General features: G+C 60.4%; 16 protein-coding genes and 1 tRNA gene. 13 read left to right on the top strand and 4 right to left on the bottom strand.

Going from position 1 to position 15648, the window contains the following annotated elements; all coding sequences use genetic code 11:
• The first annotated feature begins 20 nt into the window (after positions 1-20).
• From F6V30_RS03075 to F6V30_RS03030, 10 genes are all read left to right on the top strand, one after another.
• Positions 21-944 carry a PfkB family carbohydrate kinase gene (locus tag F6V30_RS03075; protein WP_151155024.1) on the top strand — a complete coding sequence of 308 codons (924 nt, stop codon included), beginning with the start codon at positions 21-23 and terminating at the stop codon, positions 942-944.
• Between the two features lie 76 nt (positions 945-1020).
• Positions 1021-1776, top strand: a complete 756-nt coding sequence (locus tag F6V30_RS03070) for a tetratricopeptide repeat protein (RefSeq protein ID WP_151155023.1) — start codon at positions 1021-1023, stop codon at positions 1774-1776.
• Positions 1777-1787: 11 nt separating this feature from the next.
• A complete protein-coding gene (locus F6V30_RS03065) occupies positions 1788-2675 on the top strand; it encodes a helix-turn-helix domain-containing protein (protein ID WP_151155022.1) in 888 nt (295 codons plus the stop codon).
• Positions 2676-2919: 244 nt separating this feature from the next.
• On the top strand, positions 2920-3666 hold the full coding sequence (locus F6V30_RS03060) for a GAF domain-containing protein (RefSeq protein WP_151155021.1): 747 nt from the start codon (positions 2920-2922) through the stop codon (positions 3664-3666).
• Between the two features lie 56 nt (positions 3667-3722).
• Positions 3723-4091, top strand: coding sequence for a response regulator (locus F6V30_RS03055; RefSeq protein ID WP_149307794.1), 369 nt, complete (start codon positions 3723-3725; stop codon positions 4089-4091).
• A gap of 73 nt (positions 4092-4164) precedes the next feature.
• Entirely contained in the window at positions 4165-4617 is a 453-nt protein-coding gene (locus F6V30_RS03050; protein WP_151155020.1) for a universal stress protein, read from the top strand.
• Positions 4618-4657: 40 nt separating this feature from the next.
• Entirely contained in the window at positions 4658-5848 is a 1191-nt protein-coding gene (locus tag F6V30_RS03045) for a hybrid sensor histidine kinase/response regulator (RefSeq protein WP_151155019.1), read from the top strand.
• Positions 5849-5941: 93 nt separating this feature from the next.
• Positions 5942-6340 (top strand): response regulator, encoded by a 399-nt coding sequence (locus F6V30_RS03040; protein WP_151155018.1) that lies wholly within the window; start codon positions 5942-5944, stop codon positions 6338-6340.
• A 3-nt stretch (positions 6341-6343) separates the two neighbouring features.
• Complete coding sequence (locus tag F6V30_RS03035) at positions 6344-7930, top strand: NAD(P)/FAD-dependent oxidoreductase (protein ID WP_151155017.1); 1587 nt, start codon at positions 6344-6346, stop codon at positions 7928-7930.
• Positions 7931-8168: 238 nt separating this feature from the next.
• Positions 8169-9275, top strand: a complete 1107-nt coding sequence (locus tag F6V30_RS03030) for a 3'-5' exoribonuclease YhaM family protein (protein ID WP_151155016.1) — start codon at positions 8169-8171, stop codon at positions 9273-9275.
• Between the two features lie 218 nt (positions 9276-9493).
• Here the strand turns inward: F6V30_RS03030 and F6V30_RS03025 are convergent, their stop codons facing one another.
• Both F6V30_RS03025 and F6V30_RS03020 read right to left on the bottom strand, forming a co-directional pair.
• Positions 9494-10351 (bottom strand): deoxyribonuclease IV, encoded by an 858-nt coding sequence (locus F6V30_RS03025; protein ID WP_151155015.1) that lies wholly within the window; start codon positions 10349-10351, stop codon positions 9494-9496.
• 113 nt (positions 10352-10464) lie between these two features.
• A complete protein-coding gene (locus F6V30_RS03020; protein WP_151155014.1) occupies positions 10465-11679 on the bottom strand; it encodes a molybdopterin molybdotransferase MoeA in 1215 nt (404 codons plus the stop codon).
• Positions 11680-11859: 180 nt separating this feature from the next.
• On the opposite strand from F6V30_RS03020, the gene F6V30_RS03015 reads away from it, so the two are divergent.
• Together F6V30_RS03015 and F6V30_RS03010 are read left to right on the top strand one after the other, a co-directional pair.
• Positions 11860-12909: an MlaD family protein gene (locus tag F6V30_RS03015; RefSeq protein ID WP_151155013.1), complete on the top strand. Its 1050-nt coding sequence runs from the start codon at positions 11860-11862 to the stop codon at positions 12907-12909.
• 8 nt (positions 12910-12917) lie between these two features.
• Complete coding sequence (locus F6V30_RS03010) at positions 12918-13799, top strand: carotenoid biosynthesis protein (protein WP_151155012.1); 882 nt, start codon at positions 12918-12920, stop codon at positions 13797-13799.
• Positions 13800-13958: 159 nt separating this feature from the next.
• Here the strand turns inward: F6V30_RS03010 and F6V30_RS03005 are convergent, their stop codons facing one another.
• The gene (locus F6V30_RS03005) at positions 13959-14705 is read right to left on the bottom strand and encodes a phosphorylase family protein (RefSeq protein WP_151155011.1); all 747 of its coding nucleotides are present in this window, start codon (positions 14703-14705) and stop codon (positions 13959-13961) included.
• Positions 14706-14815: 110 nt separating this feature from the next.
• Here F6V30_RS03005 and F6V30_RS03000 point away from each other — a divergent pair.
• A tRNA-Ser gene (locus F6V30_RS03000) sits at positions 14816-14906 on the top strand.
• 228 nt (positions 14907-15134) lie between these two features.
• On the opposite strand, the gene F6V30_RS02995 is transcribed toward F6V30_RS03000, so the two are convergent.
• Positions 15135-15455 (bottom strand): helix-turn-helix domain-containing protein, encoded by a 321-nt coding sequence (locus F6V30_RS02995; protein ID WP_151155010.1) that lies wholly within the window; start codon positions 15453-15455, stop codon positions 15135-15137.
• Between the last annotated feature and the right edge of the window lie 193 nt (positions 15456-15648).

Raw genomic sequence — 15648 nt, 5'->3', positions numbered from 1 at the left:
TAACAAGGAGATGTTTTCCTATGGGAATCGTTGTCGTCGGCACCGTCGCCTTTGATACGGTGGAAACCCCCTTCGGCAGGGGAGAGAATGTCCTGGGCGGCTCGGCCACCTATTTTTCCACCTCGGCCAGCTTCTTCACCGACGTCTCGCTGGTGGCGGTCGTGGGGGAGGATTTTCCTGCGGAGCACATAAGCTTCCTCCAGTCCCGGGATATCAACACCGACGGTCTTCAGCGGATCCCCGGCAAGACCTTTCACTGGAGCGGGAAATACGGTTACGACCTGAACGAGGCCCAGACCCTGGACACGCAGCTCAACGTCCTGTCGGAGTTCCGCCCCAGCCTGCCCGAATCCTACCGCGATGCCGACTATCTCTTCCTGGCGAACATCGACCCGGACCTGCAGATGGAGGTGCTGGACCAAGTGCGCCGGCCGAAGCTGGTGGCGTGCGACACCATGAATTTCTGGATTTCTTCCAAGCCCGAGGCGCTGAAGAAGGTGCTCCAGAAGGCTGATATCGTGGTGATCAACGAGGGGGAAGCGCGTCAGTTCACCAACCAGTCGAATCTGGTCAGGGCGGCCCGCGAGATCATCGCCCTGGGATGCAAGCGGCTGGTGGTCAAACGCGGCGAGTACGGCGTGCTGATGTTTACGGCAGATTCCGTGTTTGCGGCACCGGCCTACCCGCTGGAAGAGGTCTTTGATCCGACCGGTGCCGGCGATACCTTTGCCGGAGGCTTCATGGGATACCTGGCCAATACGGGGGACCTGTCCGAGGAGGGAATCCGCCAAGCCATCGTCTTCGGTTCGGTGATGGCCTCCTTCAATGTGGAGGATTTCAGCCTTGACCGCATGAAACGCCTGGAATACCGGGAAATCGAGGCCCGCTACCGGAGTTTCAAGGCGCTGACGAGTTTTCGGGATATTAACGATCTCAAATCGTAACCATTTGATTTATTGACAAGTTTGGATTGTTTTGCTAGCTTTGCCGCGGGGTTGAATACCGCTTGATCGGATACCCATGAAATTCTGCCGGTTGTACATCGTTTGCCTGCTCATGACGTTGGTCGCTGCCGGTTGCGCCACCGGGCGCCAGCAGGAGGGTAAGAACCCGGGCTCCTACCATTATCAGATGGGGCTTTCCTACCTGGGGGAGCACAACTATACCGGTGCGTTGATCGAGTTGACCGAGGCGGAGAAATTCGATCCCGAGAACCCGGAATTGCTCTATAATCTTGGTCTGGCCTATCTGGGCAAGAAGCGTTTTGATCTGGCTGAGCAGAAGCTCCAGCAGGCCATTCTGCTGAAACAGAACTACTCCCCGGCCCGTAACGACCTGGGGGTGGTGTATCTCGAACTCAAACGGTGGGACAATGCCATCCAGCAGTTCAAGATCGTCAAGGACGACATCTTTTACCAGGACAGCGAAAGTGCGGCCATCAACCTGGGGCTGGCCTATCTTGGCAAGGGGGACTATCCCAAGGCGCTTGAGGAGCTTCGGGCGGTGATCGTTGCCAATCCGCGCAATCCGGTGGCCCGGCTTTCCCTGGGCAGGGTCTGGTTTGCCATGGACAGGACCGAGCAGGCCGTCGCCGAATACCGCAAGGCGCTGGAGATATTCAAAGAGTTTGGCGCCGCGTATTATTATCTCGGCCTGGCCCAACTCAAGCAAAACAACCTTGATGCCGCCAAAAGTTCCTTTAACGAGGTGCTTCGCATCATCCCCGACTCTGAATTGGGACATGCATCCATAGGATATCTGGAGCTTCTCAAGTAAGCGAGGACTGTTTGTCCGAAACCGTGCCGCACAAAGAAGATTCCTCTCCCACCAGTCTGGGAGCCGTCCTCAGGAGATGCCGCGAGTACCACGGCATCTCCCTCGATGAGGCCGCCGAGGCGACCAAGATGGGCAAGAACTATCTTCTGGCCTTGGAAAACGAAAGAACCAAGGAGTTTGCCAACCAGGCCTATCTGAAAGGCTTCCTGCGTATCTACGCCACCTACCTCGGCCTTAACCCCGACGACATGATCCGGCTGTATGATAAGCAGCAAACCCAGGACAGCGCCTTGTCGGCCACGGCGCAACAAAAGAAGGCTGCCGGCGACGCCCGGATTCCGAAGAAACGCATCTCCCTGCAAAAACTCGCTTTGCCGGCTTTTTTGCTGCTGCTGATCATTATCACGGCGAGCATTATCAACCGCTCCGAAGCCCCCCCCAAGCAGGAACAGGCCCCCCCCCAGGTTTCCCAAACGCGTCCGGTGCCGGCTGTCGCGCCGCAGACCCCGGTCCTGCCGCCGCGGTCCAGCGCCCAAGCACCGCCCCCCCCGCAAAAAACGGAAAAGAAACCGGTCCCCGCCGAGCAACTCAAGGATACGCCGTCGGCCGACCAGGGCGGCGCCACGTCCCAATCGGCCGAGCAGTCGAAGAGTTTCATTGCGCGCATGAAGGTGAGCCAGAATGGGACCCTCAATGTCACCATCGACGGGGCGGTGTCCCAAACCTATGACCTGATGGCCGGCGATGCCATAGAATGGAAAGCCGAAAAGAACATCGCCCTTGAATTGTCCAATGCGGGCGGGGTGGAGGTCGAGATAAACGGCAAACCGCTCAAATCCCTCGGACCCGCAGGAAAACCGGTTTCCATTGTGCTTGACGCCAACGGCATCCGTCCGTAAGACCTCCCGAGGAGGTTATTGAAAAATTCAGGTTGTTCAAAAATAGTCAGATCGTCGCACCCGCTAGACAAGCCCCGCGGAGGCCCTCACCCGGCCTTTGGCCACCCTCTCCCCGAGGGAGAGGGTAACGGTGTCCCTTCTCCCTTTGGGAGAAGGATAGGATGAGGGGCGCTACGCCGCACAAGGGGTTTTCGAGGACGGTGGCGAGAGGGCTGTTTTTCAACAACCTGCTGAGGAGTGCACCATGCAGATAGCAGCACGTTGCCGTAAGTGCGGTAAGGTAATGAGCAGCCAGCGTATCGACAACTACCGGGTCAAGATGACCTGTTCCTGCGGCTTCTCCGATTTCCGCACCCAGACGGAAAAGGTCAAGACCGTCAACCCGTTTTACCACAAGGCCAATTTCACCCCCTACGTGGAGAGCGAAAAGGGGAAGATGGTGCTGACCATGCAGCGGGCGAACCGGGAACACATGGAGATCATCTCCCTGGAAGAGGTCAGCATGCTGGTGTCTTCCGATTTTGAACTCTCCGAAGTGCTGCACATGGTGGCGACCAAGCTGGCCGTGCAACTCCACGCCAGTGTCTGCAACATCTACCTCATGGAGGGGGGGGAACTGGTCCTGAAGGCGACCTACGGGTACGAACAGGAAAAGATCGGCGTGATCCGCCTCAAGATCGGCGAAGGCATTACCGGCACCGTTGCCAAGGAAATGCAGCCCATCAACCTGAGCCGCGCCTCCCAGGACCCGCGTTACAAGGTCTTCCCCGAACTGAACGAAGAGAAATACAACTCCATGCTTTCCTTCCCCATAACCGACAAGAAGGACGTCTACGGGGTCATCAACCTCCAGACTACCTCCATGCGGAGCTTTCCCGAAGACGAGATCTACTTTGTCTCGATTATCGCAAACCTGATCCTTTCGGCGATCAAGCTCCGCCAGAAAGTTGCGTCCGCCAAAAACGGGGAGAAAAAGCCCCCGATTTCTTGACACGGCGGCGCCCCGTGCTAGACTCACACTACACAGTCTGAAGCGGGGAGCCCTCTGTGGTTGAGCAACAAAAACGCATACTGGTGGTCGATGATGAGGAGAACGCCCGTATTGCGCTCTCGAAAATCCTGGCCCGTGAGGGGTATGAGGTGGCGTCGGCCGGCAACGGTTACGAGGCGCTCAATTACCTGCGGGGCAAGGAGGTTGAGTTGATCATCACCGACATCAATATGCCGGAGATGAACGGGATGACCTTTTTGCGGGAATTGAGCAGAAGCCACCCTGACAGCAATGTGATTATGGTTACCGCCTATGGCGAGGTCGAGTCGTATATCGAGGCCATGAATCTGGGGGCTTTCGAGTATATCAACAAGCCGGTCAAGATCGATGAGCTCAAAAAAATCATCAGGAAAATATTCAATTGATTGTGCGCCGGTGCGGCATTTTACACCTTGATGTGAAATCGGTGTTACTCCATTGACATGAGGGGGTTGCGACATGAAACCGTTCACCAGGATTCTGACGGCCATCGACTTCTCGGAAAACTCCGACTATGCCTTCGACTATGCCTTGACCTTGGCGAAACAATTCGATGCCCAGCTTATGGTACTGCATGTCATCAACGAGCCGGTTGATTTGCGCGGTTTCTATGTCCCCCACATCTCCTTCGAGCAGTTGGAGAAAGAGATCGAAGAGGGGGCCGAAAAGATGATGGCCAAATTCTGTGGTGCGAAGATGGGCGCTTTTACCAGCTTCACCACCTCCATCGTCACCGGCATCCCCTACGAGGAGGTCATCCGCACGGCCGAGGAAACGGCCGCTTCGCTGATCGTGCTCGGCACCCACGGCCGTACCGGTCTTGACCACCTGATCTTCGGCAGCACCGCCGAACGCGTCGTCCGCGGGGCTTCCTGCCCGGTCCTGACGATCCGTCTGCCGGCGGGACAATGAACGGTGCGCCAGGCACCGTTTCGGCGTGGCGCTCCCGGCTATGAATCCCCCGCTTCCCGATAGCAAGGCCGTGGTCGTCGTCATCGACGACGACCACCATATCCTCGAACTCGCCGCCCTGATCCTCTCCCGAAAAGGGTATCATGTGCTTACCGCCTCCACGGCCCGCCAGGGGATGGACATCATTGCCACCCAGGCGCCGGAGCTGGCGCTTCTGGACTACATGATGCCCGAGATGGACGGTCTTACGACCTTGCGGGAGATCAAGGCGCGTTATCCGGCTACCTATGTCATCATGTTCACCGGCAAGGGGAACGAGGAGATTGCCGTTGAGTTGATGAAGGGGGGCGCCTCCGAGTACATCCTCAAGCCGTTCAACAACCGCGACCTGATCGACCGCCTCGACAACGTCCTGCGCATCCGGGAGATCGAGCTCCACAACAAGGCGTTGCAGCAGGAGCATGTGCGGCTCCTCGAGGAGATCGACGATTGGAACCAGGAGTTGCAGAAGCGGGTCCGGGAGAAGACCGAGGCGCTGCAGAAGGCCCAGTCGGAGATCGCCCAATCGGAAAAGCTGGCCGCCCTTGGCTATCTTTCCGCCGGCATGGCCCACGAGGTCCGCAATCCGCTCAATTCCATCTCGCTCTTTGCCCAACTCATGCGGCAGAACACCACCGACCAGGAGCAACAGGAGTACCTGGGCAAGATCTTGAAGGAGATCGACCGGATCGATTCCATCATCTGCAAGCTGTTGGACGCCTCCCGCCGCAGCCGCACGATCTCCTCGGACGTGCAGATCGACCGGGTCGTGGATAATGTCATCGATGCCTTCTCGCCCCAGATCGAAACCGGCAATATTCGCGTTGAACGCCGCTATCACGGCGTGCCGCCGGCCATCAAGGCCGACCCTGCGGAGGTGGAGCAGATCTTCACCAATCTGTTTCTGAACGCCCTGGACGAGATGCCCGGCGGCGGCCGTCTCGATATAGAAATTTATGAGGAAAACGGCTGGGTGGTGGTCAAGGTCGGCGACAGCGGGGGGGGCATCCCCGCCGAGACCCTGCCGAACATCTTCGAGCCGTTTTTCACCACCAAATCCCGGGGCACCGGCATGGGGCTGCCGGTGGTCCAGCGTATTGCCCGCATCTACCAGGGAGCTGTTTCCGTTGAAAAAACTTCAGCGGAGGGGACGGTTTTCCGCCTGGAATTTCCCGCCGTTATACAAGCCTGAAGCACTAAAATCCCACGGCGCCCGAGCATTCCACTTTTCTTTTGCACCATAAGTGGGATATAGTTACCCTTATTTTCCTTGAACGGGCCGGCCATGAAGGAATCGCGCGGAAAAATCCTGATTATCGATGACGACCCCTTTTTTCAGAAAGTGCTTTCCGACGCCTTCAACGAGAACGGGTTTACGGTCTTTAACGCCAGCGACGGCATTGAGGGGATCAAGGTGTTCCTGGAAAAGGCCCCCGACGCCGTGCTCTCCGACCTCGTCATGCCGCGCATGGGGGGCGTCAGCACCTGCATGGAGATCGGCCGCCTGGCGGGCGACAAACAACCGGTGATCGTCCTGTTGACCTCCATGTTCCATGAACCTCCCCACGAGCATGACGCCCCCGACATGGGAGCCAAGGTGCATATCCCCAAGTCCACCAAAGCGGTGGATATCGTCATCATTGTCGAGCAACTCCTGGGACGGAAAAAGATTCAGCAAGGCTGACGGATGCCGTTTATCTATCGCAATCTCATTCTCTCGCCGCATGACGGGGAGGACCGCCTGCCGGCGCTTGTCGCCGGACAGCTCGGCGTTCCCCCCGCAGCCCTGCAAGGGTTCCGCATCCTCCGCAAGGGGATCGATGCCCGCCGCAAGCCGCGCATCAAGGTGATCTACACCGTTTCCTTCTCCCTCGTTGACGATGCGCCCCTCCTGGCCCGCCTTGACCGTGAGCCGGACCTGGAATGGCAACCGGAAGCGGCGCCGGCACTCTTCCCGGCGGTCAGGTCATCCCAGCGGATCGTCATTGTGGGCAGCGGCCCGGCCGGGTTGTTCGCGGCGCTGCGCCTGGCGGAGTACGGCCTGGCCGCCGTTCTTGTCGAACGGGGCCAGCCGGTGGAACAGCGCAGCCTGGATGTGCAGAAGTTCTGGAAAACGGGGGTGCTGGACCCGGAGAGCAATGTCCAGTTCGGCGAAGGGGGGGCCGGCACCTTCTCGGACGGCAAGTTGACCTGCCGCTCCAGGGACCCGCTGGGGGGCTGGGTGCTGGAACAGATGGCCGGTTTCGGCGCGCCGCCGGAGATCCGCTACCTGGCCAAGCCCCATATCGGCACCGACCGCTTGCGCACGGTCGTCAGCGCCATGCGGCGGCATCTGCTGGAAAAGGGCTTCGCCATCCGTTTCGGCTGCCGGCTCACCGATATCGTCACCACCAGGGGGGCCGTTTCCTCGATCGTTGTCAACGACGGGGAGGAGTTGCCGTGCGACCTGCTCGTCCTGGCCAGCGGCCACAGTGCCCGGGACACCTACGAGATGCTGGAGAGGCGCAAGGTGCCGCTGGAGCGCAAGGCCTTCGCCATGGGGCTCCGGGTGGAGCATCCCCAGGCCCTGATCGACCGGATCCAGTACGGCGGCCCGCGCCATCCCAGCCTGCCGGCTGCCGACTATGCCGTCACCTGGAACAACAGTGCCACCGGCCGCAGCGCCTATTCCTTCTGCATGTGCCCCGGCGGCGTGGTCATCGGCGGTGCATCGGAAGAGGGGGGCGTGGTCACCAACGGCATGAGCGGCCAGATGCGCGATACCCCGTTCGCCAACAGCGCTCTGGTGGTGAACGTCGCCCCGGACGACTTCGGCGGCCCGGACCCCCTGGCTGGCGTCCGGTTCCAGCGCCATTGGGAGCACCAGGCATTTTTGGCGGGGGGAGGCGGCTACCACGCCCCGGCGAGCAACCTGATGGGGTTCATGGGGTTGCCGGGCAAGGGGCGGCTTTCGTCCAGCTACCGCCCCGGCATCGTCGAGGCCGACCTGGATACGGTGTTGCCGCGGTTCATCACCCAAACACTGCGGGAAGGGATCAACGAATTCGGGCGCAAGCTGCGGGGCTTCGTCACCGCCGAGGCCGTCCTGGTGGGTATCGAGTCCCGCACCTCGGCCCCGGTGCGCATCCCGCGCAACGAGCACTACGAATCGGTGGGACTTGCGGGGCTGTACCCGGTGGGCGAGGGGGCCGGCTATGCCGGCGGCATCATGAGTTCGGCCATCGACGGCATCAGGATCGCGGACACCATTGCAGCCCGGCTAAAAGGTTGTTGAAAAACAGCCGTCAGGCCTTCGTCCTCGAAAGCCCTCTTGTGCGGCGTAGCGCCCCTCATCCTATCCTTCTCCCAAAGGGAGAAGGGATACCGTTACCCTCTCCCTCTGGGAGAGGGTGGCCAAAGGCCGGGTGAGGGCCTTCTCAGGGCTTGTCTAGCGGTCGCGACGATCTGACTATTTTTGAACAACCTGAGTTGTCGAGAGCTTGTTCGTAAATCAAGAGGTAAAGGAGCACCGCGTGGCAAAACAATTCGTAGCCGATATCAAGGACCGGGACCCGGTCTCCGCTGTTTTTCTGGTCAAGGAAAAGATCATGGCCATGGCCAAGAACGGCAAACCCTATATGAACCTGCGCCTCATGGACAAGAGCGGCGAGGTGGATGCCAAGGTCTGGGACAACGTGGATGCCCTGGACAAGCTCTTCGAGCGGGACGATTTCGTGCAGGTGCGCGGCAAGGCGTCGGTCTATCTGAACAAGATGCAGGTGGTGGTGGCCGAGATCGTCCGGATCCCCGAGGAAACGGTCAATCTGGCCGACTTCCTGCCCGAATCCCCCCGCGACAGCGACGACATGGTCCGGGAATTCGACGCGGCGGTTGCCGCCATCGGTGATCCGCACCTCAAGGCGCTCATGGCGGCGTTCCTGGCGGATGAACCGCTCATGGCCAAGTACCGCTCGGCCCCGGCCGCCAAGGGGATGCACCACGTGTACCTGGGCGGGCTCATGGAGCATTCCCTCTCGGTCGCCCGGTTGGTGAAGACCATTGTGCCGCTGTACGAGGGGATCAATGAGGACCTGCTGGTGGTGGGGGCGCTGCTGCACGATGTGGGCAAGATCCATGAGATGAGCTATGAGCGCGCCTTCGACTATACGGACGAGGGGAAACTCCTGGGGCACATCACCATCGGCGTGGAGCTGCTGGAGGACAAGATTCGCATGGTGGAGGGTTTTCCGCGGGAGTTGTCCATGCTGCTCAAGCACATGCTCCTTTCCCACCACGGCCAGTACGAATACGGCTCCCCCAAACGGCCCAAGACCGTGGAGGCCACCATCCTCAACTATCTGGACGACATGGATTCCAAGATCAACGGCATCCAGGCCCACATCGCCCGGGAGAGCGCCAGCACTTCCCGCTGGACGTCCCACCACCGGCTCTATGACCGCTATTTTTTCAAGGGCAACGGCATGGAGGGGGAGCAGGAGGTGGTGCATGAGGCGTGCGGAGAACAGGCGCCGGAGGAACCGGTCATCCAGGTCGAGCCCCCTGCCCGCCCACGGCGGGAGGAGAAGCCGGGCTTCAGCAACCAGCCCCTGAAGGCGCTGGAGAACCTGGACCTGTTCTAAGAGGTTGTTGAAAAACAGCCATCAGGCCTTCGTCCTCGAAAGCCCTCTCGTGCGGCGTAGCGCCCCTCATCCTATCCTTCTCCCCAAGGGAGAAGGGACACCGTTACCCTCTCCCTCGGGGAGAGGGTGGCCAAAGGCCGGGTGAGGGCCTCCTCAAGGCATTCTGCGGGTGCGACGATCTGACTATTTTTGAACAACCTCACTTTTTCAACAGTCTGCTATGGCGTCTTCACCAACCCCCGCAGCACCCCCAGGTTCACCCCGTCCATCTCGTCGTTGTCCCCCTTGGGGGTCTCCAGGATCTTGGGGATGGTGACGAAACGCGGGTCGTTGAGGATGAAGCGGAACGGATTCAGCCCCAGGGCTCCCTGGCCGATGTGGTCGTGCCGGTCCACCCGGGAGCCGAGCCCCTTCTTCGAGTCGTTGAAGTGGAAGCATTGCAGGAGTCCCAGGCCGATGATGCGGTCGAACTGGGCCATGGTATCGGCGTACCCCTCCTCGGTGGCCGTGTCGTAGCCCGCGGCAAAGGTGTGGCAGGTGTCGAAGCAGACGCCGAATTTGTCCGGGAATTGCGAGCCGTCGATGATGGCCTGCAACTCCTCGAAGGTCCTCCCCAGGTTGGTCCCCTGCCCGGCGGTCGTTTCCAGCAGCACCTTTCCCGTAAACTGGGGAACCTCGCGGAAGAGTTGGTCGAATGCCTCGATCACCCGCCCCAGGCCGACCTCGGGCGGGTCCGCCAGGTGCGAGCCGGGGTGCATGACCACCTTGGCGATGCCGAGGCGGGCGCAGGTCTCCAACTCGTCCCGGAAGGCGGCCAGGCTCTTGTCCCGCACCTCGCCGGGGGCCGCCGCCAGGTTGATCAGGTAGATGTCGTGGGAAATCACCTCGTGCAGGCCGGAGGCGGCGAATTTCTCCCGGAACAGGGCGGCGTCCGCCTCGCTGACCGGTTTCCCCTTCCACTGGTTCGAGTTGCGGGTGAAGATCTGCACCACGCCGCAGCCGGCGGCAACGGCCCGGTCGATGGCCAGGTGCAGGCCGCCGGAGATGGACATGTGGGCACCGAGATAATCGTTCATTACAAGCTCCCTTTCCGCCACGGAGGCGCAGGGCTGAGAGAAAAACGGCGGCGGCATTGCCGAAAATCCGGCACGTTTCCGCGTCCCCGCAGCCCAGTGGCACAATTCACTATTTACACCAGATCCATATGGTTCCCGTAGAAGTGGGCATCCACTTCGTCCCCGGCGGCGAAGCGGGTGCTCTCGGCCGGCAGGACGGCGATGGCCTCGGCGTCCACCATGGTCTTGAGGATCGCGGTCTGCTGGTCTCCGGCCGACGTGGCGTACCAGCGCCCGTCTACCCGTTCCAGGCGGATGCGCACGATCTGGACCTTACCGGCCTTCTTGCGCATCTCGGCGCGCAGCACGACCTTGAAGAGCGGCCGCAGCACCCGGTCATGCCCCTGCATCGTGAGCAGGGCCGGCCGCACGAATTCCTCGAAGGTGATCATGGTGGAGACCGGGTTGCCGGGGAGGGAGAACACGGGGGTCGTGCCGTAGAGGGCAAAGGCCGTGGGTCCCCCCGGCTTGATGCCGACCTTCCAGAATACCTGCCGCGCACCCAACTCTTCCAGTACGTCGCGCACCAAGTCGCGGTCGCCGGCCGAGACGCCGGCCGAGGTGATGAGCACGTCGGCCTTCAGCCCTTCCCGCAGCTTCTCCCGGTGGCTTTCGCGGGTATCCCGGGCGATGCCGATGATCAGGGGAACGGCGCCCGCTTCCCGTACCGCGGCCGCCAGGGAGAGGGCGTTGCTGTTGACGATCTCCCCCGGCCCGGGCGTTGTGCCCACCTCCACAAGCTCATCGCCGGTGGAGAGGATCGCCACGGTGGGGCGGCGGTAGACCGGCACCAGCGCCTTGCCGAAGCTGGCCAGCATGTTCACCTCCGGGGGGCGGATGATCGAACCGGCCCGGACAAAGGTCACCCCGGCGGCCACATCCTCGCCCTGGAAACGGATGTGCTGTCCCTTTTTGACCGGCTCGTTCAGGATGGCCTCCCGGTCGCCGTTGTCGGTGTCCTCCACCGGGACCACCGCATCGCACCCTTCGGGGGTCGGTGCGCCGGTCATGATCCTGACGGCGCAGCCCGGTTCCACACGCACGCCGTCGGCCTTGGCCCCGGCCGGCAGGAAACCGCTGACCCGCAGCGTGCAGGGCGTTGTACCGCAATCGGCGGACCTGACGGCATAGCCGTCCATGGCCGAGTTGTTCCACAAGGGCATGTCCCACGGCGCGGCCATATCGGTGGCCACGACACGGCCAACGGCGTCCAAGAGATGAATGCGCTCCGTACCAACGGGAGCAACGGAGGCCAGAATGATGCTCCGGGCTTCTTCGAATGAAACCATGAATCCCTCCTGACAGATGATGGAGAACCGGCTGAATCCGTGGGCGCCACGGATTCAGGGACACAATAGCGGGAAGACCGCAAAAACACAATATGATTGCTAACCTTGCGTTGATGGGTATAATGGCAGATCGGAGGCACCGGAACCGGGTGCCGTCATGCCACGGTAGGAGAACCACGTATGACCCTGTCGCACGAAGCAAAAGTCGGCCTGTTCTTTATCCTCAGCATCGTCCTGTTCGGCCTGATGCTGGAGGTGGGCAATCGCTGGAAGATCTTTGACCGGGGAGTCCCCTACAAGGTATTTCTCTCCTCCACCACCGGGCTCAAGCAGGGGGACGCCGTCAAGCTGGCCGGGGTCGAGGTGGGGACGATCTCCAAGATCGCCGTTCAGGACAGCCGGGTGGAGGTGGACTTCGAGGTCAAGCCGGGCACCCATATCAAACAGGACACGGTGGCCAGCATCCGCATGACGAGCATGCTGGGGGGCCAGTTCCTGGGGCTCTCCTTCGGTTCGCCCGCAAGCCCGGAACTCCCCCCGGGCAGCACGGTAAAGAGTACCGAGGCGTTCGGCATCGACGCCATTATGGATAATGTGGGGGGACTGACCAAGGACGCCAAGCAGTTGATCGTCGATCTGAACCGCAATCAGAACGAGGTCATGACCAAGATCTCCGCCATCCTGGACGAGAACCGCGCCGCGGTGAATACCTCGCTCAAGAGCATCTCCAGCATTACCGCCAAGATCGACCGGGGCGAGGGCGCCCTGGGGACGCTGGTGAACGACAAACAGTTGGGGCGGGACATCCGCGACGTGGCCGGCAGCCTGAAAACGGTCAGCGCCCGCCTGGAACGGGGCGAAGGAACGGCCGGCAAGCTTCTCACCGATGACCGCCTCTACACCGACGCCCTGGCCACGGTCAGGGAGATGCGTGACGGGATGGGGTCGCTGAACCGCATTGCCGCCCGCATCGACAAGGGCGAGGGGACGGCCGGCAAACTGGTCAACGACCCTGCTCTCTACGACGAGCTGAAGGCCACGGTGGTCAACCTCAAGGAGATCACCCGCAAGATCAACAGCGGCGAAGGCACCATCGGCAAGCTGGTCAACGACGACAAGCTGTACCTGAATGCCATATCGACCCTCAAGAAGACCGAAAAGACCATGGAAGGCCTGCAGGATACCGGCCCCATCTCGGTCATCGGCAGCGTCGTCGGCACGCTGTTCTGAGCTCGGCCATGGCACCTGCAACCGGCAACGCCTACCTGGACATCGCCCTCGGCACCTTCACCATGCGCCCCTACGTGTTTGCCTTCTTCGGGGCGTACCTCCTGGCCTGCGTGCCCCATGTGGGGTGGCGCAGGACCATGCTCTTCACCGTGGTGGGCTACCTGATCGCCTTTGCCTCGGAGTGGCTCTCCATCAACACCGGCTTCCCCTACGGCTGGTACTACTACATCGACACCACCAGCAGCAGGGAGTTGTGGATTGCCGGGGTGCCGTTCTTCGATTCGCTCTCCTACGTCTTCCTCACCTATTGCAGCTACACCACGGCCCTGTTCATCGTTTCGCCCCTCAAGTCCTGGCGCTGGAACGTGGCCACCCTGGAGACGCGCGCCATCCGCCGTTCCCTGTCGGCACTGGTCCTCGGGGCGTTCCTGCAAACCTTTCTCGATATCGTGATCGACCCGGTGGCTCTCCAGGGACGGCGCTGGTTCCTGGGGCAGATCTACGGCTACCGGGAAAACGGCGTCCACTTCGGCGTGCCGCTCTCCAACTATTGGGGGTGGCTCTTGACCAGTTTCTGCCTGGTGGCCGCCTTCCAGATGATCGACGCCCGCCGCCAGAACGACGCCCCCAGGGGCGTCTGCAATCTCCCCTTCCGCTCCCTGCTGGGGCCGGTCCTCTACCTGTCGGTGCTCGTCTTCGACATCACCATGACCCTCCTGATCGGCGAGCGCTTCATGGCCCTGTGCGGTATCCTCATGTACAGCCTGCCGCTGGTGATCGTCATCACCCTGGCGTTGCGGCGGGTCAACCGCTACACCAAGGAGGAGTTCGGCGAGCATGTGCGGGACTATCCCTGGTCCCCGGCGGCAACCACACCGAAAGCCCGCTAGAAATTCCTTTGGGAAAACGAATGGGTCCCCCCTGCGTCAAGGGGCAAGGGTCTTATTCCAAAAAGCATTCAAGCTGATACCTAACCACCCCTACCCCCTCCTGAATCAGGAGGGGGTAGGGGTGGTCGATAGTAGCGCCATCTTGATTGCAACTTGGAATTACAGAGACGCCAGCAACCGGGCCATGGCGTGGGAAAGGCTGTCTGCGGCGATGCGGCTGTTGCGGCCCAATCGCACGAGTTGGGGTATGATCCACGGTTTGCGCAGGATGGTCAGGGCGACCTTGTGGGGGCGGATGCGCAGGTTATGGTCGGTGAATTCGTCCAGGGAGAAACCCAACTCCTCGTCGGCCGCGTCGCTGACGGTGCGGATGCCCATGAAGGGGATGCCGTTCTCCGCGGCCACGATGGCGATGGCGGCGCTCTCCATCTCCACCACCGGGCAGGGGGCGCCGGGGGGGAGCAGCAAGGCGAGTTCTTTTTTCGCCATGATCGAGGGGGTGCTGGCAAACAGGCCGGCGAACACCCGCGCACCCGACGCCGATTGCCGGGCAACGAAGTTATGGGCCGCAGGGGCAATCGCCACGGGGACCGGTTGAACCGCCCCATTGGCGACGATACACAACTCCCTGCTCACCGCCACGTCGCCGACGCGCAATTCCGGCGCTATGCCGCCGCAGAATCCGGCCGAGATGAGCAGGGCGGGCCGGTATTCCTCCAGCAGCGCCTCCGCCGCAGCCGCGGCATTTTTGAAGCCCATGCCGGACTCGACCAGCAGCAGATTCCGCTCCGGCGCCCGGCAGAGAAAGGCCTTGAAACGCCCGACCTTCAGTGGCTCCGCTGTTTTGGCCGCCTTCAGGCAGGCCCGCGTCTCCTCCGGCATGGCGGTGATGATGGCAATGTTCATAACGTGGTCACTCCCGGTCGGACTGTACAATTATCGTTGTTGTTTTTCAAAGCATAATATGAAATGCTGGACAAAAGCATCCGACTATACTATATTTCCCGTTCACTTGCGGAGAGATGTCCGAGCGGTTGAAGGAGCACGCCTGGAAAGCGTGTGTACGTTAATAGCGTACCGAGGGTTCGAATCCCTCTCTCTCCGCCATATTTGCGCCCTCTGTCTTCTCATCATAATCAAAAGCCCCCGGACTCGTAAAGTCCGGGGGCTTTTGATTGCCCCACCCGTTTCCCCCTCGGTTGGCAGGATTCATAAACACCGACTCTCACCGCATCACTGCGTTTGCTCAAGGGGAGCAAATCCTCCTGGACAAGAGCTATAGGCGATTTTCACATTCCGTGTGAGGCTGATTTTGGTTTGTGGAAAATCAGACACCTATTCCCTGAAGGCACCCACGATCCTGTAAATCAGCCTTTGGTGCTCCTCTTTCATTCCTTTAATCATATTTTCCATATTTGCAGCGCGTATGTCGGGGCTTTCCAAGTGTATGAAGTCGAAAAGATCCTTCATCGGCCTGCCGAGCGCTTTAGCAATCAGCTCCACACGATTGAGTGAAGGATAGCTGCTGCCCACCTCGATGCGGCTGATATGCTTTGGCTCGACCCCCACCATCTCGGCCAAACGTTCCTGTGAAAATCCGCATGACTTCCGCAATTCCTTGATGCGGGCTCCCAGCAATTCTTTGGTGGATTTCATTATTTACTCCTGAATTCACATGGTTATTAGGATAGGCCTATAGAACATTACTGTATTAAAATATAAACAATATTTAATGATGATTGTGTTGACATAATCATCATTAAATGGGTATTTATCATCATCATAAGTAGAATCAGCGACAAACAATCTACATTATATAGGTATATTGTATGGTAAGGCGGGTAAGGCG

It is taken from the genome of Oryzomonas sagensis (genome assembly GCF_008802355.1).
Taxonomy (GTDB): Bacteria; Desulfobacterota; Desulfuromonadia; order Geobacterales; family Pseudopelobacteraceae; genus Oryzomonas; species Oryzomonas sagensis.
The sequence above is the reverse complement of the archived record's forward strand: the minus strand, read 5'-3'. Positions and strand labels throughout refer to the sequence as shown.

Bases quoted from the DNA above. Each gene is read 5' to 3' on its own strand.
- F6V30_RS03010 (WP_151155012.1), top strand. From the start codon at position 12,918: ATGGCACCTGCAACCGGCAACGCCTACCTGGACATCGCCCTCGGCACC.
- F6V30_RS03020 (WP_151155014.1), bottom strand. From the start codon at position 11,679: ATGGTTTCATTCGAAGAAGCCCGGAGCATCATTCTGGCCTCCGTTGCT.
- F6V30_RS02995 (WP_151155010.1), bottom strand. From the start codon at position 15,455: ATGAAATCCACCAAAGAATTGCTGGGAGCCCGCATCAAGGAATTGCGG.
- F6V30_RS03070 (WP_151155023.1), top strand. From the start codon at position 1,021: ATGAAATTCTGCCGGTTGTACATCGTTTGCCTGCTCATGACGTTGGTC.
- F6V30_RS03050 (WP_151155020.1), top strand. From the start codon at position 4,165: ATGAAACCGTTCACCAGGATTCTGACGGCCATCGACTTCTCGGAAAAC.
- F6V30_RS03005 (WP_151155011.1), bottom strand. From the start codon at position 14,705: ATGAACATTGCCATCATCACCGCCATGCCGGAGGAGACGCGGGCCTGC.
- F6V30_RS03075 (WP_151155024.1), top strand. From the start codon at position 21: ATGGGAATCGTTGTCGTCGGCACCGTCGCCTTTGATACGGTGGAAACC.
- F6V30_RS03015 (WP_151155013.1), top strand. From the start codon at position 11,860: ATGACCCTGTCGCACGAAGCAAAAGTCGGCCTGTTCTTTATCCTCAGC.
- F6V30_RS03035 (WP_151155017.1), top strand. From the start codon at position 6,344: ATGCCGTTTATCTATCGCAATCTCATTCTCTCGCCGCATGACGGGGAG.
- F6V30_RS03025 (WP_151155015.1), bottom strand. From the start codon at position 10,351: ATGAACGATTATCTCGGTGCCCACATGTCCATCTCCGGCGGCCTGCAC.
- F6V30_RS03060 (WP_151155021.1), top strand. From the start codon at position 2,920: ATGCAGATAGCAGCACGTTGCCGTAAGTGCGGTAAGGTAATGAGCAGC.
- F6V30_RS03040 (WP_151155018.1), top strand. From the start codon at position 5,942: ATGAAGGAATCGCGCGGAAAAATCCTGATTATCGATGACGACCCCTTT.
- F6V30_RS03045 (WP_151155019.1), top strand. From the start codon at position 4,658: ATGAATCCCCCGCTTCCCGATAGCAAGGCCGTGGTCGTCGTCATCGAC.